The 24,756-nt window shown below is 68.8% G+C and carries 18 protein-coding genes; 6 read left to right on the plus strand and 12 right to left on the minus strand.

The window, feature by feature from the left end; translation table 11 throughout:
* Nucleotides 1-201: 201 nt before the first annotated feature.
* Both FHS42_RS22850 and FHS42_RS22855 read left to right on the plus strand, forming a co-directional pair.
* Nucleotides 202-2,259 (plus strand): sensor histidine kinase, encoded by a 2,058-nt coding sequence (locus FHS42_RS22850; RefSeq protein WP_184574823.1) that lies wholly within the window; start codon nucleotides 202-204, stop codon nucleotides 2,257-2,259.
* A gap of 189 nt (nucleotides 2,260-2,448) precedes the next feature.
* A complete protein-coding gene (locus FHS42_RS22855; RefSeq protein WP_184574902.1) occupies nucleotides 2,449-3,120 on the plus strand; it encodes a response regulator in 672 nt (223 codons plus the stop codon).
* 443 nt (nucleotides 3,121-3,563) lie between these two features.
* On the opposite strand, the gene FHS42_RS22860 is transcribed toward FHS42_RS22855, so the two are convergent.
* The 11 genes from FHS42_RS22860 to FHS42_RS22910 form a co-directional block, all read right to left on the minus strand.
* The gene (locus tag FHS42_RS22860; protein ID WP_184574825.1) at nucleotides 3,564-4,322 is read right to left on the minus strand and encodes a class I SAM-dependent methyltransferase; all 759 of its coding nucleotides are present in this window, start codon (nucleotides 4,320-4,322) and stop codon (nucleotides 3,564-3,566) included.
* A gap of 43 nt (nucleotides 4,323-4,365) precedes the next feature.
* Nucleotides 4,366-5,676: an MFS transporter gene (locus FHS42_RS22865; protein ID WP_184574827.1), complete on the minus strand. Its 1,311-nt coding sequence runs from the start codon at nucleotides 5,674-5,676 to the stop codon at nucleotides 4,366-4,368.
* Nucleotides 5,673-6,917 carry an ATP-grasp domain-containing protein gene (locus FHS42_RS22870; RefSeq protein ID WP_184574829.1) on the minus strand — a complete coding sequence of 415 codons (1,245 nt, stop codon included), beginning with the start codon at nucleotides 6,915-6,917 and terminating at the stop codon, nucleotides 5,673-5,675. Before FHS42_RS22870 ends, FHS42_RS22865 begins: the two co-directional genes overlap by 4 nt.
* A complete protein-coding gene (locus tag FHS42_RS22875; RefSeq protein ID WP_221476757.1) occupies nucleotides 6,914-8,179 on the minus strand; it encodes an ATP-grasp domain-containing protein in 1,266 nt (421 codons plus the stop codon). Before FHS42_RS22875 ends, FHS42_RS22870 begins: the two co-directional genes overlap by 4 nt.
* Nucleotides 8,180-8,187: 8 nt before the next feature.
* Nucleotides 8,188-9,420: an aminotransferase class V-fold PLP-dependent enzyme gene (locus tag FHS42_RS22880; RefSeq protein WP_184574831.1), complete on the minus strand. Its 1,233-nt coding sequence runs from the start codon at nucleotides 9,418-9,420 to the stop codon at nucleotides 8,188-8,190.
* Nucleotide 9,421: 1 nt separating this feature from the next.
* The gene (locus tag FHS42_RS22885) at nucleotides 9,422-10,741 is read right to left on the minus strand and encodes a pyridoxal-phosphate dependent enzyme (protein WP_184574833.1); all 1,320 of its coding nucleotides are present in this window, start codon (nucleotides 10,739-10,741) and stop codon (nucleotides 9,422-9,424) included.
* On the minus strand, nucleotides 10,738-12,201 hold the full coding sequence (locus FHS42_RS22890; protein WP_184574835.1) for a Y4yA family PLP-dependent enzyme: 1,464 nt from the start codon (nucleotides 12,199-12,201) through the stop codon (nucleotides 10,738-10,740). The genes FHS42_RS22885 and FHS42_RS22890 overlap by 4 nt, the downstream gene beginning before the upstream one ends.
* Nucleotides 12,202-12,263: 62 nt before the next feature.
* Complete coding sequence (locus FHS42_RS22895; RefSeq protein ID WP_184574837.1) at nucleotides 12,264-14,258, minus strand: dipeptide ABC transporter ATP-binding protein; 1,995 nt, start codon at nucleotides 14,256-14,258, stop codon at nucleotides 12,264-12,266.
* Complete coding sequence (locus tag FHS42_RS22900) at nucleotides 14,248-15,138, minus strand: ABC transporter permease (protein ID WP_312866993.1); 891 nt, start codon at nucleotides 15,136-15,138, stop codon at nucleotides 14,248-14,250. The genes FHS42_RS22895 and FHS42_RS22900 overlap by 11 nt, the downstream gene beginning before the upstream one ends.
* Entirely contained in the window at nucleotides 15,135-16,187 is a 1,053-nt protein-coding gene (locus FHS42_RS22905; protein WP_312866994.1) for an ABC transporter permease, read from the minus strand. Before FHS42_RS22905 ends, FHS42_RS22900 begins: the two co-directional genes overlap by 4 nt.
* Nucleotides 16,184-17,875, minus strand: coding sequence for an ABC transporter family substrate-binding protein (locus FHS42_RS22910; protein ID WP_184574839.1), 1,692 nt, complete (start codon nucleotides 17,873-17,875; stop codon nucleotides 16,184-16,186). Before FHS42_RS22910 ends, FHS42_RS22905 begins: the two co-directional genes overlap by 4 nt.
* 807 nt (nucleotides 17,876-18,682) lie before the next feature.
* On the opposite strand from FHS42_RS22910, the gene FHS42_RS22915 reads away from it, so the two are divergent.
* Complete coding sequence (locus tag FHS42_RS22915) at nucleotides 18,683-18,940, plus strand: hypothetical protein (protein WP_184574841.1); 258 nt, start codon at nucleotides 18,683-18,685, stop codon at nucleotides 18,938-18,940.
* A 111-nt stretch (nucleotides 18,941-19,051) separates the two neighbouring features.
* Here FHS42_RS22915 and FHS42_RS22920 read toward each other — a convergent pair whose 3' ends face one another.
* The gene (locus tag FHS42_RS22920; RefSeq protein ID WP_281392837.1) at nucleotides 19,052-19,684 is read right to left on the minus strand and encodes an RNA polymerase sigma factor; all 633 of its coding nucleotides are present in this window, start codon (nucleotides 19,682-19,684) and stop codon (nucleotides 19,052-19,054) included.
* Between the two features lie 650 nt (nucleotides 19,685-20,334).
* Here FHS42_RS22920 and FHS42_RS22925 point away from each other — a divergent pair.
* From FHS42_RS22925 to FHS42_RS22935, 3 genes are all read left to right on the plus strand, one after another.
* The gene (locus tag FHS42_RS22925; RefSeq protein WP_184574843.1) at nucleotides 20,335-21,825 is read left to right on the plus strand and encodes a DHA2 family efflux MFS transporter permease subunit; all 1,491 of its coding nucleotides are present in this window, start codon (nucleotides 20,335-20,337) and stop codon (nucleotides 21,823-21,825) included.
* 25 nt (nucleotides 21,826-21,850) lie between these two features.
* Nucleotides 21,851-22,642: a thioesterase II family protein gene (locus FHS42_RS22930; protein ID WP_184574845.1), complete on the plus strand. Its 792-nt coding sequence runs from the start codon at nucleotides 21,851-21,853 to the stop codon at nucleotides 22,640-22,642.
* A gap of 105 nt (nucleotides 22,643-22,747) precedes the next feature.
* Nucleotides 22,748-24,756: type I polyketide synthase (locus FHS42_RS22935; protein WP_184574847.1), on the plus strand; the 2,009-nt coding region annotated here is incomplete at its 3' end.

Consider the following 24,756-nt stretch of genomic DNA (forward strand, 5'->3'; position numbering starts at 1 on the left):
GGCGCGGGCGCGGGGCAAAGGTCACGGGGCGGCCGTCACCGCGCTTCCCGGCAGCTCGCCGGGACCGGTCACACAGTGGAATCGGCCCAGGTCCCCCCGCGCCCCCGCAGAAGGCTCCACAAACCGGGCCGGGCCGGACCGCACGAGGCCCACCGGCGCGGAGCCTTGCACCCTGCGCACGGCTCTACACTCGTACCAATAATGAGAAAGACTCGGGGCCTGCTCCTGCCAGGCGTCTTCGCGCTGACACAGCTGCTCTTGTGGTTTATCGCCGTCCCGACGCTGAGTGAGCCCCCGAGCCCCACGATGTGGATCACCGCTTTCATCGCCACGGCCGTCACCGCGCATGCGCTCGAACGGCGAAACCGGACACCGCTCCCCGCTCTTGGCGAGATTGTCGCGTCATCCGTGCTGGTGCAGGTTCTAGCACCGCCCGACACCCTGAACCTGGTGGCGAGTGTGGCGGTCCTGATGGCGCTTTTCTCCGTCACCGTTCGAAGTGACTGGATCATCGGCCTGGGCGCGACCGCCGCTGCCGCCGTCGTGCAACTCCTGCTGGGTGCGGCTCAGTACGGATTCGGCAGTGCTCTCGTCTTCGACTGGCTCGTCACTGTCTGCCTGTACCTGCCGGCCTGCGCTCTCGGTGCGGGTCGTCGGCACTGGCTGCGAGAGCGGCAGGTGACGAAACAGCGGCTGACCAGTGCTGAGCTGGAGCTGGGGCAGGCCGTCGACACCGAGCGCAACCGACTGGCGAACGAGTTGCACGACATCAGTGCGCACCACCTCACCTCTGTCGTGGTGTCCGTCGAAGCCGCCCGCAGGCTCGGTGCCAGCAGACCCGAACTGGCCACGGAGGCTCTCACGTTCGCAAGCCGCACCGCGCGGGAGACCCAGGTGGCGCTGCGACGACTTGTGACAGTCATGGGAGTGGACGAGGTACCGGCTCCCCAGTCGATGACTGCTTCGATCGAAGCCCTGATCGCGGGCTTCGGCAGACTGGGCCGTCCCGTATCCGTTCGCCTCCCCGCCGACCTCGTCGGTCCGGCGGCGGAGGCGGCCCACGGCATCGTCCGGGAGGCCCTGACCAATGCCCTGCGCTACGCGCCGGGTGCCTCGGTCGCCATTCGGGCGGAGCGAGCCGGGGAGGCGCTGCACCTGACCATCGACAACAGCAGGCCGCCCGGCGGCGTCGGCGGCGACAAGCTGGGCATCGGCTCCGGCCGCGGTCTGGACGGGATGTGCCGGCGAGCCGCAGCCATCGGCGGGCACCTGTCCGCTGGGCCCCGCCCTGACGGGGGTTGGCGCGTGGCTGCCGTACTGCCCGATGCCCGGTCCGCGCGGCAGCCGGCCACGGGACGACGGCGCAACTTCACACGGGAGCAGCGGATCGCGGATGGGGCAGTCTTCGGCTCCGTCGCCGTGGCGTCGTCCGGCTATGCCCTACAGAAGGTGGCGGATGCCGGACACGGGGTCTCGGTCTGGCTGTTGCTCACGCTGTTGCTGACCGTTCACGCGCTGCCGTTGCTGTGGCGCCGACGAGCCCCTTGGCTGGCCCTCGCCGTGGTCGGGGCCACCGTCCTTGTATGGCCGGGGCTGCTGCAAAGCGGTGTGCTGCCGCCGTCCATCGCGAACGGTCTCCTGGGTGGCGGGTTGGCCGAGCTGGCAGCTGTCTACGGGGTCGCGGCTTACGGACGCGTTCTGAAACGGGCGGCCACGCCTGCTCAACGGTATGGTCCGCCCTTGGCCCCACAGCTGACGTATCCGCCCGGCTACCGGCTGTCGTATCTGTCGGTTCCCGCTGCGGCCCTGTCCTTCGGCGTCCCGATGACGGTTGCCTTCGCCGCCGACGGGCTGTTGCTCGGGGAACCGACCCATCCTTTTCTGCTGTTGTTTCTCCTCGCCGAGGTGCTGTTGGGACTGGGCCTGGTGTTCACGGCGGCGTGGTGGGCGGGGTGGCTGATGCACATGCGTCGCAAGCGGGTGCTGGAGCGCGAGGATGCGGCGCTCACGGGCTTGCTGTCGAGCACGAGGGACATGGTCCACAGCGAGCGGCAGCGAGTCGCCGGCGGCCTACAGGAGAAGGTGCTCCAGCAGACCACTTTGGTGATCTCCTCGGCGGAGGCGGGCAGTCTGAGCGACGTCGCCGCTGCCACGAGAGCGACGCTCGCCGCCATGCGTCAGCTGCTCGGGAGCCTGGACGCAGGTAAGGCGCCGACTGCCCCGCGGAAGGCCCCCGCACAGACCGCACCTCGCGCGTAGGTGCGGCTGAGCACAGACCGCACCTCGCACGTAGGTGCGGCTGACGCGAGACTCGTCCGTGCGGGTGGATCGTGTGCCAGCAGCTGCCCGCGGGTGCGTGTGCTGCCTGGCATGCCCTGCTCATGATGGCCATGGGAGACTGCGAAGCCAGGCAATGGGCTCATCGTGGGCGAGCAGAGGAGATGTGCCATCAGTATCCGTGTGCTGGTCGTGGATGATCAGGCGATCGTTCGCGCGGGCTTCGTGGCGATCCTGACGGCTGAGGCCGATATGGCCGTGGTCGGCGAGGCCGCGGACGGGGACGCGGCAGTGGCGATGGCAGCCGAGCTCACGCCCGACCTCGTGCTGATGGACATCCGGATGCCCGGTATGGACGGGCTGACGGCTACCCGGCTGATCACGGGTCACAGCAGTCACACCAAGGTCCTTGTCCTCACCACATTCGACCTCGATGCCTACGTCTACGAAGCTTTGCGTGCCGGTTCCTGCGGTTTCCTGCTCAAGGATTCCGAGCCGGAGGCCCTTTTGACAGCGATAAGGGTGGCCGCCTCCGGGGACGGCGTCCTCGCCCCCGCGGTCACGGGACGTCTGATAGCGGCCTTCGCTCACGGAGCCCCGGTGGCTCCGGAGATCAGCGGAGCCCTGGACAGCCTCACCCCTCGCGAACGCGAGATCATGACTCTGGTGGCCACGGGCTTGAACAACACGGAGATCGGGGAGCGCCTGGGGCTGGCCATGGGCACGGTGAAAGCCCATGTGAGCGCAGTGCTCAACAAGTTGAGTCTTCGAGATCGCGTTCAGGCGACCATTCTGGCCTATGAAAGCGGACTGATCCGCCCGCTGGGAATGTCGGCTCCCTGAGTGGCTCGCCGGGCTCGGTCTTTGTCTGTACGGTCTCGGCGGCGACCGCAGCAGTGAGGAAGCCACTTCGCTTTGTTTCTTGTGAAGGAGCTGGCACCCGCGTCGGCGATGCCACCAGGTGTGCAAGAACTGCTCGGGCCATGTCGCGCCCCGCCACCGAGTGCACACAACAGGGTGCTGCCGAAGCCGATGAGAAGGGCAGAAGCAGTGCCCCGCGCCCCATGAACGCGCTGATCACACTGATCGCGTGAGGGTGGGCAGTGATACGGATGGGGGCACAGCGGTGGCCACGGACGCCGTTTTTACGCGGGCAGGGCCGTTGTCGTGGAGGTGGCACGCGCAACGCATGCGGGTCCACGGCCTTGGTCCTCAACGGCCAGCCGTTGAGGACCAAGACCCGTCGCGTCGGACCGTCTTGCGGGTAGGCGGGAACGGCTTGCGTGTTAGCCGCGTACCGCCGCCAGTACGCAACTGTGGCCGTACTGCCAAACGCTGCCCACGGCCGTGAAGCCGGCCTTACGCATCAGCTCCATGTGCCGCTGAGCGGTGAGGCCGTTGTCGCTGCCGCCGTCCAGCGAGCGTCTCCGTCGTTCGGCGAAGAGCGCCGCGAGGCGCGGGTCGGCCGCGGCGGCCGACCACCAGCTTGCCCAGTCCTCGTGCGGACGGTCCCCCCTGCGCGCCTCGCGGCCTCCCGCGACGGCTTCCGAGAGGCGCCTGATCGGCGTGTCCTGCTGGAAGAGGTGGTCGGCGTTGACGAGCACCCCGCCGGGGTGCAGGACGTCGTGGACCTGTTCGTAGAGCCCTTCGAGCACCGCTTGCGGCAGGTAGTGCAGGGCCGTGGTGGACACCACGGCGTGCAGCCGCCCGGGCAGCGGCGCGGTCCAGTCGTCGGCGCCGATCTGCGCGTCGATGAAGTGGACGCGTTCGCCGTGGTGGAGGCGGCCCAGCGCGAGGAGCAGCGGGTCGTGGTCTACACCGTGGACGCGTGCGTGCGGCAGGCGCGCGGCCACATGGGCGGCCAGCGAGCCGGGGCCGCACCCCAGATCGGCGATCAGCGGCTCGGCGTCGGCCCGCGCGGCGTGGGCGACCACGTCGGCGATGACGTCGAACCGCTCCGCGCGGGCGGTGGCGTAGAGCCGCTGCTGACTCTCCCAGCGGCGTACCCACGCCCCCGCCGCGTCCGCGGTCAACTGCTGTTCCATGGTGCTTCCTTGCTGTGGTGCGTTCAGTCGTGCCGTGGTGCGTTCAGTTGTGCTTCGCGCTGTGTGGTGAGGGGAGGGGGCCGGTGGGTGGGAGGGTTTTGGCGGCGGGTTCCAGGGTTGCGATGCCCGCCACGACGGCGGCGACGGCGGTGGCGGCGGCACAGGCGAGGAACCCCATGATGTGGCCGTCGTGGCGGTCCACGAGGGCCCCGGTGAGCGCGGAGCCCAAAGCCGCCATCGAGAGGTTGATGGTGGTGAGCCAGGTGTATGCCTCGTTCAACATGTGTTCGGGGACCGTCTTGGACACCAGTTCCGCCTCCACGGTCAGCGCGGGCGCGATCACGGCCCCGGAGACGAAGAGCAGGGCGCCCAGCGCGTACGAGTTCGGCATCAGTGCCCACGCCGCGTACCCGGCGGCGAGGAAGCCGAGCAGGATGAGGAAGCGGCGGCTGAGTGGTCCTTTGAAGGTGCGGCTGCCGTACCAGAGCCCGGCCGCCGCGCTGCCGATGCTCCACACCGCGATGAGCAGACCGGTCACGCTCTCGGCGGACGACCCGTCGTGCGACTTGGCGTAGGCGGCGATCGCGACGGGGGAGCCGCCGAAGGAGAAGGCGATGCCGGCGGCGCACAGCAGGAGCATACGCAGGGCCGGTTCCTTCAGCGGCCCGACGCCCCGGGCGGGGGCCGCGCCGCTCGCGGAGTCCAGTGCGCGCATGGCCTGGCCGCGGGCGACCACGAAGGTGCCGAGGCCGGTGCACAGCGACGCGAAGAGTAGCGCCGCCGCGGGGCCTGCGACGCCGGACCGAGAGTCGGCGGCCTCGCCCAGCGGGGTGCCCAGCAGGACGAACCCGGAGAAGATCAGCGGCCCGACGACGAAGACCAGCTCGAACAGGGTCGACTCGGCCGCCATCGCGGTCTGCCGGATGTCGGACCGCCCGCTGCCGGTGTTGGTGAGGGTCGTCCAGGCGGCGCGCAACGCCGGGCTGATGGCGGGGAACGCGGCTCCGGACAGCGCCGCCACGGTGCACAGGACGGCCACCGGAAGTTCGGCCAGGACCGCGCCGAGCAGCATCAGTTGCAGGGCCGCGTAGGCCCCGGCGTACAACGGCAGGACCCGGCCGGGCCCGTAGCGGTCGGCGAGCCTGCCGGCCACCGGGGCGGTTGCTGCGGTGGCCAGCGAGATGGACGCGGCCACCAAGCCGGCCTCACTGAAGCCGCCGGTCGTCTCCTTCACCAGCAGCAGCCAGGCCAGGATCGTGACGCCCTGGCCCAGCCGGGCGACGACACCGCCGACGAGCAGCAGCGGGGCGCCGGGCACTTGCCATAGGCGCCGGTACTGCGTCAGACCGCTCATCGCATCCCTCCACAGGTCTCCCCGGTGACCCGGAAATCGCGGGCCGTACTGCTGATCGCGCTCTCCACGTCCGCGCTGGACCGCCCGCGGAAGCGGAACCTGCCGCCGACGTGCTCGTAGTACGCGGCGGCGTCGGGCAGCACGTCGCCGACGCTCAGCAGGTCCTCGGCGTAGGGGCCCGGCTCCCTGCCGGTCATCGGCGTGATGTCCGTAATGGCGCAGGGACGGTCAGCTGGGGCGGGCGCCAAGAGCCAACCGCCGATCTCCGGGCCCGTCTCCACCGTGGGCGGGCAGGGCTGGGGCGGCAGGCCGATGGCGATGCGGAACGCGGCTTCCATGAGGTCGTAGCCGTGCACGTCCCGCCACAGCAGGGGGATCTCCGCCCCGCCCACCCGGGCGCCCACTTCGAGGAACGTGCAGGCGGGGGCATCTGCCCCCGCCGTGCGGACGAATACTTCGAGGTGGAAGGGCATGGGCAGCGAGGTCAGCGCCCGCAGCACATCGGCCGTGAAGCGGCCGATGGCCTGGTTGAGCGCGGGCCGGTCCTCCTCGACCGAGCCGAGGGTGCTTCCGCCGCGGAAGTCCAAACAGGTGTTGAGGTAGCGGGACGCCCGCAGGCACAGCACCTCCTGCCCGTCGAAGATCCCGTCCACGTGATAGACGGGCCAGGGGTTGTGGGCCTGGACGATCAGGGGGCGGTCAGCGGTGAACCGCAGGGCGGGGAGGCCCGCCTCGGAGTCGAGGCGGACCACCCCCTCACTGCTGCTGCCCACCCGCGGCTTGAGGACGACGGGCCAGCCGTGGCCCTCGGCGAACGCCCGCACCTCGGTGGGGCCCGCGGCCTCCCTGGTGGCTGGGACGGCAAGCCCGGCCCGGCGCACGGCGTTCGCCATCAGGTACTTGTCGCGAAAGGCGGCCAGTTCCCCTGGGCACCTTCCGGGGCAGCCCCACTCCTGGGCCAACTCGGCGGCGACGAGCAGGTCGTCCTCCTTGAGCGCGACGACGGACCGCGGGTGGCCGTGCCGGCTGGCGAGGCCGTCCACCTCCTTGCGCACCAGGGCCAGGTCCTCGGTGGTGGGCACGACGACGACCTCGGCGGCCTCGGTCGGCACGCCCTTGGTGCCGACGTCTGTGGTGACGTAGGTGACGGCGTGCTCCCGGTGGTCGATGTACCGCTCGTAGTGCGCGTACCGCGCCCGCCACCGGTGCAGGACGACGATGTGGGGCCGCGCGGTGGTCATGCCGCGTCCCCGGAGCGGAGCCGGTAGAAGCCCGCACCGTCGAGGTAGTGCACGGTGTTCAGGTCGCGCGCCAGAACGTGCTCCGACGCGTGGGCCAGGCCGACCATCATGGGCTCGGAGGTGTCGTCGATCGTCAGCGGCAGCTTGCCGCCCTCGCTCACGGTGATGTGCAGGTTGTGGAAGCTCTCCAGCGCCTGCACCTCGGGCAGCAGCGGATAACCGTCGAGGACGCCGGTCACCGGCGAGGTGAGGTACGCCATCGCCACGTGCCGCTCGACCCGCTGGACGTCATCGAGGGTCGCCAGGAAGCGCTCCGGGTGCAGATAGCAGTCCACCGTCCGCTCGATCTGCGACTCGCCGGCGGAGAGTTGGGCGAAGTAGGCCGCGTCCGCCCCGCACAGCCGGATTCCGGCCTCGACCAGCCGCGGCCCGTCGCAGGTGAGCATGATCTCCAGATGGGCCGGGCCGTGGCGCACCTCCAAGGCGTTCAGCACGCCGAAGCCGTACGCGGTCAAGCGCGCGTGCTCCGGGCTGTCGGGGTGGACGGACACGGCGGCGCTGATGCGGTCGGTGACCCCGTTCGCGGAGATCTTCATGTAGCGCCAGATGTCGGTGGCCCGGTGCCGGCCGTCACGGCTGACGGTGTTGACGGCGTACTCGGTGCCCACCAGGTGCTCTTGGACGACGACTCCCTCGTTGCGGAAGGAGAAGATGTTCGTCGCCTCGGCGTTTCGCTCGTAGGCGGCGGCCGTGTCCTCGGGAGTCGCGCAAAAGATGACGCCGTCATTGCCGGCGCTGCGCACCGGCTTGACCACGACGCGGCCCCCCAACTCGCGGTGCCAAGCGGCGGCGTCGTCGGCGGAGGAGGCGAGGTGTTGCCGCGTGCCGGGCAGTCCCGCCGCCTTGATGGTCTCGATCTGTGTGTGCTTGTGGCGGCGGGCGCCGCTGAGCCGGGTTCCGTTGGTGGCCAGACCCAGCGCCTGGCTGAGCTGGTCGGCGAGTTCGACGCCCAGCTCCCCGCCGGTGATCACGGCGACCGGCTCGTGTGCAGCGACGGCCTTGCAGGTCGCCTCCTGGTCACCGACGTGCACGATGTTGTCGGCGAACTCGTCGGTGGTGAAGCTGCCCTGGTAGACGGGCGGCACCCCGGGTGTGCTTTGGACCCGCACCACGGGGTGCCCCTCGGCGAGGAAGGCGCGGGCCAGACGCAGCGTGGGGGCGTAGACGTCGACCATGACGACCGTCCCCTTGTCGTACGGCATGTGCTTCCTCAGCTTTCGCGGTCGAGGCTGGCCAGGACGTCGAGCAGGTGGTCGATGTCCTGGGGCGTGTTGTAGACGTGCACGCTGGCGCGCACCGAGGAGTCGCGCTCGCCCGCCCGGGCCTGGCAGTGGCCATCGGCGCGCACCAACAGACCGTGGCTGGCGAGGATGAATCCCAGGTCGTTGGAGCTGATGGCGCTGTGGCGGAAGGTGACGATGCCCTGCCTGCGCTGCACGGTGGAGTCGGCGGACAGGCTGAGCGGGCAGCCGAGCACCTCGTACGAGGAGAGGCGGTCCAGGCCATCGGTCAGCTGTACGCCCAGGCCCACGGTCCAGCGCTCGATCCGCTCCAGGTCCGCCGCCTCCAGCCAGTCGAGCGCGGCGTGCAGGCTGACGATGCCGGAGGTGTTGGGGCTGCCGCTCCAGCCCCCGGCCCGGAAGGCGGGCCCGCGAGCGCCGCGAGCCCATATCGCCCCGATGCCGGGCAGCGCCAGGGACTTGTGCCCGGAGAAGACGGCGAAGTCCACGTCGAGGCGGCTCATGTCCGCGGGCTTGTGCCCGACGCTTTGCGCCGCGTCCAGGCAGATGACCGCGTCAGGCCCGACCGTGGTCCGGATGCGGTGCACGTTCATGTCCGCGCCGTAGACGTGGTGGACGTGGGTGGCGGCGACGAACTTGGTGCGCTCGCTGACCAGGTCGGCCAGGGCCTGCTGGTCGTAGTCGTGCGAGTCGGCCTCGTACGGCATCTCCTTGACGATGACGCGCGTGCCCTGCCGCCCCAGCAGCTCCACGGCCTCCAGCCAGGGCAGGGCGTTGGCCTGGTGGTCGGCGAAGGGCACGATGATCTCGTCGCCGTCGGTCAGCCAGTCAACGAGCCAGTCCCGGGCGACGGTGCGCAGGCCCTCGGTCGTCCCGCTGGTGAAGTGCACGTGCGAGCGGTCGGGTTCGGGGTCGCGAAGGAAGGTCTTGACCCGGGTGCGGGCCTCCTCGATCAGGGCGGTCGTCCGGTTGCCCCACGGGTAGGTACCGCGTCCGGCGTTGGCGTTGCAGGTCCTCAGGTAGTCCTGGACGGCGTCCAGGACTACCTGAGGCTTTTGCGCGGTGGCGGAGCTGTCCAGGTAGCGCACGTCCGGGTTCGCCATGACGATGGGGAACTGGGCCCGCAGCGCTTCCTGCCAGGACGCCAAATCGGCGGGCGGGGGCGCGGGCGTGGCGGGCGTGTCGAGGGATGTGGGAGCCATGTCAGTCCCTCACCAGCGCAGCGCCGGCGTCGCGCCAGGCGATGATGCCGCCGCTGAGGCTGCGGACGTCGGTGTGGCCCATGCGCCGCAGCAGCGCCGCGTACTTCACCGACTGCTCGCCTACCGGGCATGCCAGGAGCACGGGCTGGCTGCGGCCGAACGGCATACCGGCTTGGATCAGTTCGGCGAAGATCTCGTCAACGATGTTGATCGAGCCGGGGATGTGTAGCGCGTCGAAGGCGAAGGCGCCGCGCAGGTCCACCACCAGCGGCCGGGCCTCATCGATCCAGCGTCGCGCGGCGGCGGCGTCGATGGTGGGGGCCGCCTCGACCTCGGCGTCGGTGAGGGTGGCGACCGAGTTGCGCCGGGCCGGCTGCCGCAGCAGTTCGGGGCGCCGCTTGCGTACGTAGCTCATATAGCTCTCGACGCGGTCGCAGACGATGAACACGGCCGTCTTGCGGTCGGTGAGCTGCGCGTCGATGGCCTGGAGGTGCCGGACCGCGCCGAAGTAGGCGGCGCCGCCGGTCGGGCCGGCGAGCATGCCGCAGCGGCGTACGAGGGTCAGCATGCCGTCGATGGCCTCGTCGGCGGAGACGGATTCGATGGTGTCGTACGTCGCGGGGTCGAACAGGCCGACCTCGTTGACCTCGTCGATGTTGCGGATGCCGGGAATGAAGTCGGCCTTTTCCGCCACGAGGCCGATGACGCCCACGCTCGGGTCGTGGGCCCGCAGGGCGCGTGCCGAGCCGGTGGAGGAGCCCGCCGTGCCGACGGCGGCGATGAAGTAGTCAGGGGCCGCCCCGCCCAGGTCCTTGATGATCTCCGGGCCGGTGGCCGACTGGTGCGCCTCGATGTTGCGGGGGTTGTAGTACTGGTCCGTGTGGACGTACGCCGCCGTGTCCGCCGACAGCATCTGGTGGATCTTGGTGAGCGGGTCCTCGGTGTTCGTGGGGTCGAGGCACTCGGCCTGGCCGGGCAGTTCCTCGATCTCCGCGCCGAGCAGCAGGAGCAGGTCCTTGATCTCCGGGACCTTCATGCGGTTGGTGACGCTCTTGAACGGCAGGCCGTGCATGCCAGAGATGACGGCCAGGGCCTTGGCCGTGTTGCCGCTGGACAGTTCGACGACGGTGCGCTCGCCGGCGGCGTCATCGGCCAAGAGGGGCCGGACCATGTTCCAGGCCGCCCGGTCCTTCACGGAGCCGAACGGGTTGAGCATCTCCAACTTGGCGTACAGATCAACGTTCTGTAGGCCGTGGATCTCGGGCGATATCCGAACGAGCGGGGTGTCGCCTATGACCTCGGTGATCGAGTCGTACCTCAACTGTCTTCCCCCGTACATATATTGGGCCAGTAGTTCTCATCCAGGCACCAGCGCCACTCCGCGCCATCCCGATAGACCGCAACCTTGCGGGCGATGGGCTGGTGCAGAGCGTGGTCCGCGCTGAAGTCCATGAAGTACCCCGCGGTATTAACGAAGGCGAGCAGGTCGCCGACGCGTGGGCGCCGCGGGAAGTGCACCAAGCGGCGGGTGATGAAGTCCGCCTCTAGGCAGAGGTTTCCGATCAGGTACGCCCCGACAGGGCCGCTCGCGGCCTGGTCGTCGTCACCGGGGCGGGGCACGAGCACCGGGTCCATCAGGACGCCGTGCTCCTCCAAACTGACGTCGGAGGCGTTCATCTCAAGGCGTACGAAGCAGTCACCGCCCGACGTGTCGCGTACCTCAAGCACCCGCGCCAGCGCGATGCCGCACTGGTCAACCAGCGCCCGCCCCGGCTCGATGTGCAGGTCGTACAGGTTCTCCAGGAGTTGGGTGGCGAGCGGCCGGCCGAGCGAGGGCGCCTGGGAGGTCAGCAGTTCATCGAGATAGCGCGGGCCCGCGACCGGCCGGTGGGCCGGGTAGAGGCCGAGCGCTCCGCGCAGCGTCCCCTGCTCGCTGCGTAGTCCGTAGCCGTGGCCCCGCCAGGTCAGCGGAGGACGCTTGCCGAGTACGGCGTTGGTTAGTTCGCTGGTGTACTCGTCCCACTGGTTGCCATCGGCGAGGTAGTCCACGCCGAAGCCGCCGCCGATGTCGATGGCCCGCGGACGTAGTCCCCGGGCCGAGCAGTCGGCCATGACCTTGAGGCAGCCGTCTAGGGCGGTGGCCTTCTCGGCCAGCCCGATGGTGTCCAAATGGTAGGCGAGGCCGATGAGTTCGACGCAGTCGCGGTGTGTCTCCATCGCGTCGAGCAGCCGGGGCACCTCGGCCACGGGCGTGCCGAAGCGGCTGCGGCGGCTCATGACGGTGACGCCGCTGCTCTCGAAGTCGCAGAGCCGCAAAAGCACGCGCACTCGTGGGAGTTGGTGTTTGGTAACGATGGCGGCGAGTTGTTCGAGCTCGCCTGTGGAATCGGCGTTGACGATGACGCCGGTGCGCGCCGCGAGCCACAGGAACTCGCTGCTCTTCGGCCCGGTAGCCATGATCCGTTCCGGGGCGAAACCGCAGCCCAGGGCGTGCTGAAGCTCGCCGATGGACGCGATGTCGATATGTGCTGCGGTGTCGGCGAGGCGTCGTACCAGCGCGCTGGACCGGTTGGCCTTGTGGGCGAAGTAGACGGTGCCGCTCAGCCGGTGCCGGTCGTAAACGTCCTGGAAGCGCTGGACGTTCTCCGCGATCTGGTCGGGCAAGACGATATTCAGCGGCGAACCGAGTGCTCTGGTGAGCTGGTGCAGAAAGTCCGGGCGGTCGAGCAGTGACTCCAGCCGGGATTCCAGCCGCGGTGCAAGGTAGAGAGGAGTGCTCATTGAAGGATAAACCTCTTGATCTTCTCGTAGGTGGGTAAACCGCTCGGAGAAGCAACGTGAGACTAATACGCATCGATTATCGTTTTCAACTGTCTGGAGTGACAAGCTGCGAACTGCCGCTTTTCTGGGTGGGTTTGTCGCAATTCCGGTTCGCTGGTGACACACGAACCTCTCGTGGCCTCGTCCGATACGGGGAACAGTGGGCACCGCGGCCGAAAGGCGCAGCCGACACCGGGCGTGGCGTGTGGGTCACCGAGGAGCACGACGCGCTCCCTGCTCCTCTCCCGCGCGGGGTCGGTGGTGGGCGAGGCGTCCACGAGCGCCCGGGTGTAGGGATGTTGCGGGTTTTCCAGGACCGACCAAGCCGGGCCGTGCTCCACGACCTTGCCGAGGTAGAGCACCGCCACCTGGTCCGCGGAGCGCCGTACGAGCTGGATGTCGTGGGACACCAGCAGATAGGAAAGCCCCATCGTGGCGCGCAAGTTATCCAGTAGCCGCATCATCCCCACGCGCAAGGACGCGTCCAGTGCCGATACCGGCTCGTCCAGCAGCACCAGCCGTGGCTTGGTCGCCAACGCCCTCGCGATGGCGACGCGTTGGCGCTGTCCTCCGGACAGCAGGCCGGGGCGTAGCCGCTCGGTCCCGGGCGGCAGCTCCACCATGGTGAGCAACTCCTCGACCCGGGTTGCCCGGTGGGCCGCCGACGCCCGCTGGATGTCCAGCGGCTCCGCGATGATGTCGCCGACCCGCATTCGCGGGTCGAGCGAGGCGGCCGGGTCCTGGAAGACGACCTGCACCTGCCGGCGCAGCTCACGCCGGTCCCGCGGCGTCAGACGGCTCAGATCGTGCCCGAGGACGTCGATCCGGCCGCTTTGCGGGGCCGCGAGCCGAAGGATTTCATGCAACGTGGTGGTCTTTCCGCAGCCGGACTCGCCCAGCAGCGCGAGTGACTGGCCCGCAAGGACCGTGAAGCTCACCCCGTCCACCGCGCGCACGGGTGGCGCGGCCCGGCCCAGGCGCTGCCGGGCCCGGTAGTGACGCCGCAGCCCCGCCACCCGCAGGACCGGGGCCCCGGCTGCACTGGGAGCTGCTGGTGCGGCGCGCTCCTCGTCTCGGGTGGCCGCGAGCAACTCGCCGAGGTGCCCGGCCGGAACCGCCGCACCGAGCAACGGCAGCACGCCGCCCTCCTCGGTGATCCGCCCGTCTCGCATGACGGCGACGCGGTCGCACGAGCGCGCCACCACCCCCAGGTCGTGGGTGATCAGCAGCAGGGAGCAGCCCCGGTCCTTGCGTAGGGCCTCCAGCAGGTTCAGCACCCCGGCCTGCACGGTCGTGTCGAGGGCACTGGTCGGCTCGTCCGCGATCAACAGATCGGGATCGCCGGCGATCGCCACGGCGATGGCGACCCGCTGCCGCATGCCGCCGGAGAATTCGTACGGGAAGGCCCGGGCGCGACGCGCGGCATCTGGGATGCCGACCTGATCCAGGAGGTCCACCGCCCGGCGCAGGGCTGCGGCGCGCGACACCCGACGGTGCACGCGGACCGCTTCGGCGATCTGCCGGCCCACGCTCGTCACGGGCAGCAGCGCAGCCAGCGGGTCCTGAAACACCATCCCGATCCGGTCACCGCGGACCCGGGACATCTCCCGGTCGTCGAGGCCCAGCAGTTCCCGCCCCGCCAGCCGCACGGACCCCCGTACCTCGGCTCTGCCCGGCACCAGGCCGATCAGCGCCGACGCCGTCACCGACTTGCCGGACCCGGACTCGCCGACCATGGCAAGGCACTCCCCGCGGCGCAGCGTCAGGTTGACCTCCCGCACCGCCCGCAGGTCCGGCCGTCGCGTACGCCGGTCGCCGGTGAACGTCACCGAGAGCCCGGCGACCTCAAGCAACGCCGGCTCCTCCGCAGCATCCGAGCCCGCCGCGACTCCCCGCACCGCATCCGTTGTGACCGCGTCGGACTCTGCCGCGCCCGGCTGCTCTGTGCTCGGCTGCTGTGCGCTCGTCTGTTTCGCGCCCGGCTGCTCTGGGTCCGGCTGCTCTGCGTCAGACCGCATGTGCTTCTCCCTCGTCCAGCGCCCGTCTGAGTGCCTCGCCCAGCAGGCCCACGCCCGTGACGGTCACCACGAGGAAACCGACTGGCGCCAGGAACACCCATGGATAGGTGAGCGCCGAGCCGGAGCCGTCCGCGACCAGCGAGCCGAGCGAGACGTCGGGTGCCTGGATGCCGAAGCCGAAGTAGCTCAGCCCTGCCTCGCTCAAAATCGCGGCGCTGACGTGCAGCGTGCAGTCGATGACCAGCAGCGGCACCAAATGCGGAACCAGGTGCTTGCGGACGATCCACCCGGCCCCCGCCCCCATGTAACGGGCGGCCCCGACGAACTGCCGCCCGCGCAGGCTGAGCGTTCGCGCGCGGATGACCCGCGCGGTGAGCGTCCACTGGAACAACGCGATCACCAGCACCATGTAGAGCCAGGACCGGTCCCGCAGGGTGGGCGAGATGACCGCGACCACCAGGAACGAGGGCAGGATCAGCAGCATGTCCACGCCCCACATCAGCGCCCGGTCGGCCCGCTTGCCGAAGTAGCCCGCCGCGAGCCCGACCGCCGTCGCGAGCGCCGTGGAGATCACGGCCACCAGCACCCCGATGACCAGCGATTTCTGCAAGCCGCGTACGCACTGGGCGAGTACGTCCTCGCCGAGCCGCGCGGTGCCAAGCCAGTGCTTGGCCGACGGCTCGGCCAACATCGCCTCGGGACGCTGCGTCGTGTGGTCGTACGGCCACAGCCACGGCCCCAGCACGGCGAGTCCCACCAGCAGCGCCAGCAGCAGTGCCCCGACCACCGCCATCGGGTCGCGCAGCATCCGAAGGGCCAGGGAGTCGCGCCGCACGTCCCCGGCCCTGGCCGGGAGCGCCGCGCTCGGTTCCGCCGTCACCGTCGCTCCACCCCTCGCACCCGGGGGTCGAGCAGCACCTGCACGGCGTCGGCCAACAGGCCGGCGAGCACCACGAGCACCGCGATGAACAGCGTGACGGAGGCGACGATCGTCGCGTCCTGCGCCTGGATGCCGTGCAGCAGCCAGTCGCCCATCCCGCTCCACCCGAAGATGCGTTCGGTGAACACCCCGCCCGTCAGGTGCAGCCCAAAGGTGAACGCGAACAGCGCCACCATCGGCATCAGCGCCAGGCGCACGCCGTGCCGGAGCACCGCCTGCCCTCGGCGCAGCCCCTTCGCCCGTGCCGCCCTGAGGAAGTCGCTGCCGAGCACGTCCAGCATCGCGGCGCGCTGATAGCGGCTGTAGAACGCCGCCTGGGGGAGCGCTATGGCCAGCGTGGGCAGCGCCAGATGCCGCAGCCGGTCACCGGCCGCGGCCCAGCCGGTGTGGTCGGAGCCCGGGGTGGTCTCCCCCGAGAAGTACAGCAGTTGGGTGCCGAACGCCTCGTTGACCGGCAGCCACACCATCTTCAGCACGGTGCCGAGCACAAAGACCGGGACCGAGAGCAGCACCAACGAGCCGACCAGGAAGAACTGGTCGGATGCCCGGCCGCTGCGCAGCGCGTTCCACAGCCCGGCCGACACCCCGAGCACGATGGCGAGCAGGCTTCCAGCGAGAAACAGCCGCAGGCTGGTGCCGCACCGTCGCCACAGCTCGTCCGCCACGGGCCGGCCGCCGACCGTCTCACCGAAGTCGCCACGCGGCAGCCCGGCGAGCCACTCCACGAACCGCCGGGGCAGCGGCGTGTCGAGTCCCAACCGCCGTGCCTGGGCGTCGATGACGGCCTGCGGTGGCCGCGGCTGCTGGCCGCGCAGCTCCGCGAGCGGGTCGAAGCTGAGCGAGGCCAGCGCGTACGCCGTGAAGGCCGCGGCCAGGCACAGGCCGCCACGCCAGGCCAGCTGCCGCAGCAGCCAAGCCGCCACCCGCCGAACGGCGGGCCCATTCCACCGCTTCCCGGCCGCGGCGGCGCCTAAGGTGTCGGGGCTCACTTCGTGAATCCGGCGCGGTCGAAGCCGTAAACTCCCAGCCCGTGTGCGCCGTAGTTGGCCAGTTCCTTGCGTACCGCGTAGGCACCGGAGCCGGCGTACAGCGGCAGGTGGTGCGCGTGCTTCCAAGCCAGAACGTCGATCTCATTGGCAACGTGCCGGCGCTTGGCGGGCTCAAGTTCGGCCAGGCCCTGGTCGTAGAGTTGGTCTACGCGCGGGATGTGGATGCGGCCGAAGTTGCTCCCGAAGTCGTTGCCCCGCGGCTTTTGGAACACCGGCCGGTCGTGGGCGAAGGGCGATGCGGACTTCGTCCATTCGAAGGCGATCAGGTCGAAGTTCCCGGGCAGCAGATAGCCGTCGTAGAACCGCTCCAGCGGGACGGTGCGCACCAGCGCCTCAATGCCGGCCTTACGCAGCTGCTCCCTGAGCAGTCCGCAGACCGTTTTGCCAACGGGAGTCTCCTGGCCGATCAGCCGAAGCGACAGCCTCTGGCCGTCCTTGACCCGGTACTTTCCGTTGAGCTTCCAGCCCTGCGCGTCGAGTTGTTTGCCGGCTGCTTCCGAGTCGAAGGGCAGGGTGCCGGAGTTGTCGCGGTAGCCCGGATCGCCGGGCGGCAGGATGTGGTTGCCAACTGGCTTGGCGCCCGGGACGATCCGCCCGACGAGCGCGGCGGTGATGGCCTCGCGATCGACGGTTTGGGCTACCGCGCGGCGCAGCCGCTCGTCGGCCAGTGTGGCGCCCTTGCCGCCGTTGAAGGTGAGTTGCCCGGCGAGGCGCTCGGGAGCCGTGCGGATCTCCACCCCGGGCATGGTTCTGGCACGGGTGAAGAGATCGAGGTCGGCGCCAATGGGGTAGAGGTCGATGCCCCGGTTGGCGAGTTCGTCAGCCCGCGCGGCCGGGTCAAGAACGCGCAGGATCACACGGTTCAGCGGTGGCTTCCCGGCCCACCACGATGGGTTGCGCCGAAGGGTGATGGTCTTGCCCGTCCGGTCGATCCTGTCGATGGCGAACGGCCCCGCGGTGACGGCGGGCCTTTGCAACCAACCCTTGTTGAAGGCGCTCGCCGTGGCGGTGAGCTGCTTCGGCACTAGCGGACTGAACAGCCCCTGCCACTCGGCGAACGGCCTGCGGAGCTTGACCACCGCCTCCTTGTCCGACCTCCCCCGCTCGACGGAGGTGATCTCGGAGTAACCCACGGTGCTGTACGCCTCGTAGGCGGTGTCCTTCCCGCTCAGCGCTCGCCACTGGCCGCGCAGGTCCTCCCATGTGATCGGCCTGCCGTCGCTCCACACCGCGTCGTCCGCGATCCGGTAGGCAATGGTCTGCGGCGACGTTGAGGTGAGCGCGGCGGAGGTGAAGAACGCCTTGTTCACGACGCGTTCGCCGGTGGGCGCGTCCTTGAACGCGGTCGGGAGGATCGCCTCCGTGAGTTGCCAGGTCACCACGCGCGCACCGTTGACCTGGACGGGGTTGTAGTTGGTCGGCAGGGCGTCCACCGGCACTCGCAGATCACCGCCGTCCCGCAGCGCCGCCAGGGGCTGGGCGTTGATGTCCTGCTCACCGCGCGCCGCGGGCTTCCCACCCGGGCCGTTGCCGTCCTGGCCGCTGTCGGCGCTGCACGAACCCAGCAGTACAGCGGCACAGAGGGCGGCCGTACTGCGCGTCGCGACTCGTCTGGACGTTCGGAACATGCCTGAGGTCCCCTTCCCCGGCCGGCCAGGCGGCCGGTCACGGGCACACTATCCAAAATGAAAATCGTTTTCTATAGGGCGGGCTTTCTGTCGCCTCCCACCCCCGGCCGCCCCGGGCCGGGGGCGTGCACGCTCCCGACCGGCTGGAGATCAGCTGCCGATGAGCCTCAGCGAGACGCTGGTCCGAAAGCATCCGCGTGTCCCTGTGGACCTCGCGTCGCGTGCCCTTGCCGCACACCTGCCGAAGCTTGTGTGTGCCGTCCTGCTCACTCGGCACGATGACCCAAACCACCGGCAGAACAGCAGGACATCGAATGCCGGCTCACCGGAGCGGCGATCGAGCTCGATCCGCTGATGACGCATCTGGGCGCCCGGGGGACACACCCCACGCCGCCCATGTGGAACGGGCAGCACCTTTGGCGGTTCCACCAGCGAGAGCCCTGCCGCACTGTTCAGAGCGGAAGGCTGCACGAGACGGGCGGTGACCATCTGACGGAGCGTCAAAGTCGCGGCGGCTCAGGGCGATCTGGGAAGGCCATCTACCCGAGCTTCGTTGCTTATGTGACGGGCCCGAGCGGGCCCGGCTGCGGAGTCTCCCAGGAGCACATCGAGTGGGACGAGGCTTCGAGGCGTTTCGGCCTGACCAGCTGCCAGCTGCCAGGTAGGCCGTGACCAGCGAATTCACGTGGCCCAGGGCGGGGAAGCCGCCCTGGGCTCAGGCCTAGCGCTATTGATTCTTCTGATGTGCGCCTATAGCCTGTGGGGGTCTGTTTGGTGAATGCAATAAAATGCCGAGAGGCGGGTGGCATGAACAAATCGAGCGAAGAAAAGGCAGCAGAATTAGGTGACGAGACGCTGACCAGACTCGGTGACGCCGTTGGACAGCCTCCGGCCAGCATGGCGGAGAACGCCAAGGCCCTGTTCTCGTTCCTCTCCGCTGCTTCTGGCGCCTCCGACGATAATGCTGCTTCTGGTGCTTTCGAGCACAATGACGTGCGCACCGACGATTCGGTTCCCGTCGCGTCGGCGGCGTCCTCGGCGACTGCCGATCAGGCTCGTGGCTGAAGGCGCGCACACTGCGTTCCCGTGTTCCCATCGCACGCACAAAACACCTGTGATCCGGACCGGCAGTGGGCCGGCCCGGACCAAAAGGCGCCTTTGTCTACGCGTACCACGTCAGTGACGCTGCTCCAGGGCGTACGTCCGTAGGCCCGCGCGCGTGATGGTGTTGACCAGTTCCGCCGCTTGCTTTGAGCGTTCCGTCTCGCGTTGGAGGAGCTTTTCCAGATGCGCCAGGCAGCGTGACCGGATGGGGCCGATCGAGCCGCGCGGCATGCCCAGCGTGGCGCTGATCTCGTCGTAGGGCATCGGTGGGTCGGTCACCAGCAGACCGAGCAGGGCCTGGCACTTGGTCGAAAGTCCGCAGTAGGCGAGCAGGACCTCGTTGTCCCGCTCCTTCGCCAAGGCCGCCTCCTCGGGGCGGTTCTCGGACGGTTCCGGGCGGTCGAAGACCGGCGAGTCCCCGACGGGGACGCTGCGGCCGGACTTCTCGATGTGCTTCAGGCTCTCCCGGCGGGCCGACACCGAGATCCATTGCGTGAGCTTCTCGGGATCACGGAGTTTGCCCAGGTGCTGGATGACGCGTAGCCACGTGGTCTGGCTGACGTCCTCGCAGTCGGCGACGGAGAGCCTGTGACCGCGGGCTATGGCCCAGATCAAAGGCGTATACCGTTCTACGATGCAATTCCAGCCGTCTTGATTGCCTGCTATGCAGTCGTCTACCAATTCATTCAGACTGGGCGTGCGCATGATATCCCCCGGTTTTGTCTTTCATCCCCGTTACCTTCGGTCAACTACTCACACCTGACCGAAGGTAATCAGCCATACCGCCCTGGGGTGTTCCCGCCTGGTGTTTGGTGGGCCCTGGGTCCGGTTAACTGGTTATGTAAGTGGTTAGTTGGTTACTCCCCCCTATACACCCAATTATTATATGGGGCGTCCTAAGTGGGGTGTCAATCGACAGTTTCGTCACCAAGAACTTGATCGTTGTACGGAATGTGGCCTGTTGGCCTGCACGGCAGTCGCGGAGCGGGCACCGCTCGACGCTGGACGCCGCGTGTGCTCGGCGTCGTCCGCGAGGGGATGAACAAGCAGGTCGCCGCCGAAAACGCGCCAATCTACGCGCATTCCGGAATGTGCGGTTCCGCGCCTGACGGCTGCGGTCCTGGCTCGTTCTTCGCGGTACGTCCGGAGGGGCTGGGGTGTTGGCCTCGGGTGCTGTTTGATCGACTGAATAGCTATATGTGATGTCTGTCACAAAGCTGATCGAGTCCTGTCACGGATGTATCCGGGGCACGTTGGCCCGGATCTGGGGTTAGCGCGAGAGCAGGGACACCATCAGCTCAAGAGGGAGGCAGCCGTGTCGGTCCTCGTGGGGCGCAATCGCTAGGAAGGCAACCGTGACCGCTGAACGCAACCCGTGGCCGGCGCTGGGCGCGCTGATCGCTGGGTTCTCCCTCATCGTTCTGGACATGACCGTGGTGGCCGTCGCCAACCCCGTCGTCATGGAGGAACTTGAGGCCGGCGTCTCCGAAGTGATCTGGGTGACCAGCGCCTATCTGTTGGCCTACGCGGCGCCGTTGCTGTTCACGGGCCGGCTGGGCGACCGCTTCGGGCCCAAGAACGTGTATCTGAGCGGCCTGGTGGTGTTCACGCTCGCGTCGCTGTGGTGCGGCATGGCCGACAGCATCGACATGCTCATCGCGGCGCGCGTCGTGCAGGGCCTGGGGGCCGCGCTGATGACCCCGCAGACCATGGCGATGATCACGCAGATCTTCCCCGCCGACAAGCGCGGTGCCGCCATGGGCGTCTGGGGCGGTTCCGCCGGTGTCTCCATGCTGCTGGGGCCGGTGGTGGGCGGGCTGTTGGTTGACTCCGCAGGTTGGGAGTGGATCTTCCTCATCAATGTGCCGATCGGCGTCCTCGCGTTCGCCCTGGCCTGGCGGCTGCTGCCGACGCTGCCCACCCGGAGCCAAACTCTTGACCCGCTCGGCATCCTGCTGTCCTGCGCCGGCATGTTCCTGCTCGTCTACGGCCTTCAGGAGGGCAACAGCAAGGACTGGTCGGCCGGCATCTGGTCGGTGATCGCCGCCGGTCTGCTCGTCCTCACCCTGTTCGTTGTGACACAGGCCCGTAATACGCGGGAGCCGCTGCTGCTGTTGAGCCTGTTCCGTGACCGTAACTTCACGCTGGCGAACATCGGCATCGCCGCCATGGGCGCCGCCGTAACCGCGATGACCGTGCCCTCGTACTTCTATCTCCAGGGCGTGCGCGGGCTCTCGTCGATGGAATCGGCCCTGATCTTCGCGCCGTTGGCGATCCTCACCGGCGCCTTTTCCCCGATCATCGGCAAGAAATCCGACAAGGCTCATCCACGTACCTTCACCACCATCGGCTTTGTGCTGTTCGCCGTCACGATCGTCGCCTACAGCGTGCTGATGGCGGACCCGGACTCGCCGCTGTGGATGTTCTCGGCCACCGCCGCCCTGACCGGCATCGGCAACGGCATGGCCTGGGGCCCGCTCGGCGCCATCGCCACCCGCAACCTGCCCGTGCACCAGGCCGGTGCCGGTTCGGGTGTCTACAACACCAACCGGCAGCTAGGTGCCGTGCTCGGCAGTGCCGGGGTCGGCGCGCTGTTCGCCAACCGGATCGAAACGCACTTGCCGCAGCTCGCCGGTAGTGGGGCCCATCTGGAGGGCAGCGCGAGCGCCGTACCGAGCGTGGTGCACGAGCCGTACAGTACGGCGCTGAGCGAAACGGGGCTGCTGCCCGTCCTCTTCCTGGTGCTGGGCGCCCTTGCCTGTTCTCTGTTCCTCCGCTTTCCGCCGCCGGAGCCGGAGGGCAACTCCGCGAATGCCGCTCCGCACAAGGTGGAAGACGCCGTCTGAGGACGGTCGAAAGGGTGTGTCGTCCATGGGTACCGCGAACGACTTCGGTCACTGGATTCGCAAACTGAGCTCCGTCGAGGCCCCCCGGGCCAACCTGGTGTGTTTTCCGCACGCCGGTGGCTCGGCGAACTTCTACGTCCAATTCGCGCGCCGTTTCGGCGATCTCGATGTGCACGGTGTGCAATATCCCGGCCGGCAGGATCGCCGACGTGAGCCGTTCCGGGACAGCATTGAGGAATTGGCCGCCGAAACAGCCGAGTTGTTGAGTGAGTGGGGCGCGGACGACGCCAACACCCAGGTGCCGATCGTTCTCCTGGGCAACAGCATGGGGGCCTTGGTCGCCTTCGAAGTGGCCCACCGCCTTGAGGCGGCGGGCAGCGCGCCCCTGGCGCTGTTCGCCTGCGGCCGGGTGGCACCGACGTTGCTCAAAGACCAGAGCACCCACCTCAAGAGTGACGATGCCTTCCTTCGTGAGATGGCGCTGCTCGGTGGCCTGGGCAGCGAGTTGCTCCAGGACGAGGAGATACGCGACCTCGTCCTGCCACCCATGCGTGCCGACTATCGGCTCGCGGAGACCTACTCCTGTGCCCCGGAGATGCAGCTCACCGCGCCCATCCAGGTGCACATCGGAAACGCGGACCCCAAGGTGAATGAAGCAGAAGCAACGCTCTGGAAGCAGAGCACCACCGGGGATTTCACCATGACGACACATGACGGTGGCCACTTCTTCTTCACCGACAACGGCGACCGCTTGATCGATGCCGTCAACAGCTGCGTGCACGACGCCCTCGCGGCGAAGTCTGTGAACATGCCCTGATTTCCCAAAGATTATGCGCGTTCTCTGTATCTGAACGGCCCTGCCCAGGATCTAGCAGGTTGACCACGTGGTCGCTGGCAAGAGTCCGAGGGTGGGGGAAACAGCATGGCCGTCGAGAAGCCCGACATCATCGGAGCTCTACGCAAGTCGCTGAAGGAGACCGAGCGGCTGCGGCGCCAAAACCAGCTACTGATCGACCAGGCGGCCGAGCCCCTGGCCGTCGTCGGGATGAGCTGCCGCTACCCCGGCGGGGTCAACTCGCCGCAGGCCCTGTGGTCGATGGTTGCCGAAGGGCGCACGGGGGTCTCGGAGTTCCCCGACGACCGCGGCTGGGACCTGGACAACCTGTACGACCCGGACCCGGACCACGTCGGCACGGCGTACACCCGGCACGGCGGATTCCTCGACGACATGGCCGAATTCGATGCCGAGTTCTTTGGCATCGGCCCACGTGAGGCGCTGGCCATGGACCCGCAGCAGCGGGTGCTGCTCGAAGGGGCCTGGGAGGCATTCGAAGACGCCGGCATCGACCCGCACACCCTCAAGGGCAGCGACACCGGCGTCTTTTGCGGTCTGATGTTCTCCGACTACCAGTTCGTCGCGGGGCTCAGCGACCGGCGGCCGGAGATCGAGGGCTACCTGTCCATCGCCTCCTCACCCAGCGTCGCCTCCGGTCGTATCAGCTACACCTTCGGTTTCGAGGGCCCCGCGGTCACCGTCGATACGGTGTGCTCCTCTTCCCTCGTGGCGATCGACCTCGCCGCCAAGGCGCTCCGGAACAAGGAGTGTGCGCTCGCCGTGGTCGGCGGCGCGACGACCCTCGCGCGGCCCAACGCCTTCATCGAGTTCAGCCGCCAGCGCGCCCTGTCGCCTGACGGGCTCTGCAAGGCGTACGCCTCTGCCGCCGATGGCGTCGGCTGGGCCGAGGGCATGGGCCTACTCATCTTGGAGCGGCTGTCCGACGCCAAGCGCAACGGGCGCCGCATCCTCGCCGTCGTACGCGGCAGCGCCGTCAACCAGGACGGCGCGAGCAACGGCCTCACCGCGCCCAACGGCCCCTCCCAAGAGCGGGTCATCCGGCAGGCCCTCGCCAGCGCCGGGCTGAGCCCGGCCGACGTGGACGCGGTTGAGGGCCACGGCACGGGAACGCCGCTCGGCGACCCCATCGAGGCCGAGGCGCTGCTCGCCACGTACGGGCAAAACCGCGAGAACGGGCCGCTGTGGCTCGGCTCGATCAAGTCCAACTTCGGGCACGCGCAAGCAGCGGCCGGTGTCGCCGGCGTCATCAAGATGATCATGGCGATGCAGCACGAGACCCTGCCGCGCACCCTGCACGTGGACGCGCCGTCTCCGCACGTGGACTGGGAGTCGGGCGAGGTCGCCCTGCTGACCGAGGCCCGGCCGTGGCCCGCTGGTGAACGCCGTCGGCGTGCCGGTGTGTCGTCGTTCGGTGTGAGCGGCACCAACGCGCACGTGATCCTCGAAGAGGCCCCGCGGGACGAAGCCGAGGCTTCGCCCGAGCAACCGGCCGGCCTCCGCCCCCCGGTCATCGTGCCGCTGTCCGCGCGCAGCGAGGACGCCCTGCGTGAACTGGCCGACCGAGTACGGGCGTACCTGATCGCCCGCCCGGACCTCGACCATCTCCACGTCGGCTTCTCCCAGGCCACCACCCGTGCCCACTTCGAACGCCGTGCGGTCATCATGGCCGCCGACCGGGGTGCCCTGCTCACCGGTCTCAGCAACCTGAGTACCGCAGAGCCCGCCGCACACGTCGTCGAGTCGCAGGTTGTCGGCTCCGCCGTGAAGCCGGTGTTTGTGTTTCCTGGGCAGGGTGCTCAGTGGGTGGGTATGGCGGTGGAGTTGTTGGATTCTTCGCCGGTGTTTGCGGCGGAGGTGGCGGCGTGTGGTGTGGCGTTGGGTGAGTTTGTGGATTGGTGTCTTGTGGATGTGTTGCGTGGGGTGGGGGGTGCGCCGGGGTTGGATCGGGTTGATGTGGTGCAGCCGGTGTTGTTTGCGGTGATGGTGGGTTTGGCGGCGTTGTGGCGGTCGTGTGGGGTGGAGCCGGCGGTGGTGGTGGGGCATTCGCAGGGGGAGATTGCTGCGGCGTATGTGGC

Origin of the sequence: Streptomyces zagrosensis, from assembly GCF_014203645.1 — a bacterium.
Lineage (GTDB): Bacteria > Actinomycetota > Actinomycetes > Streptomycetales > Streptomycetaceae > Streptomyces > Streptomyces zagrosensis.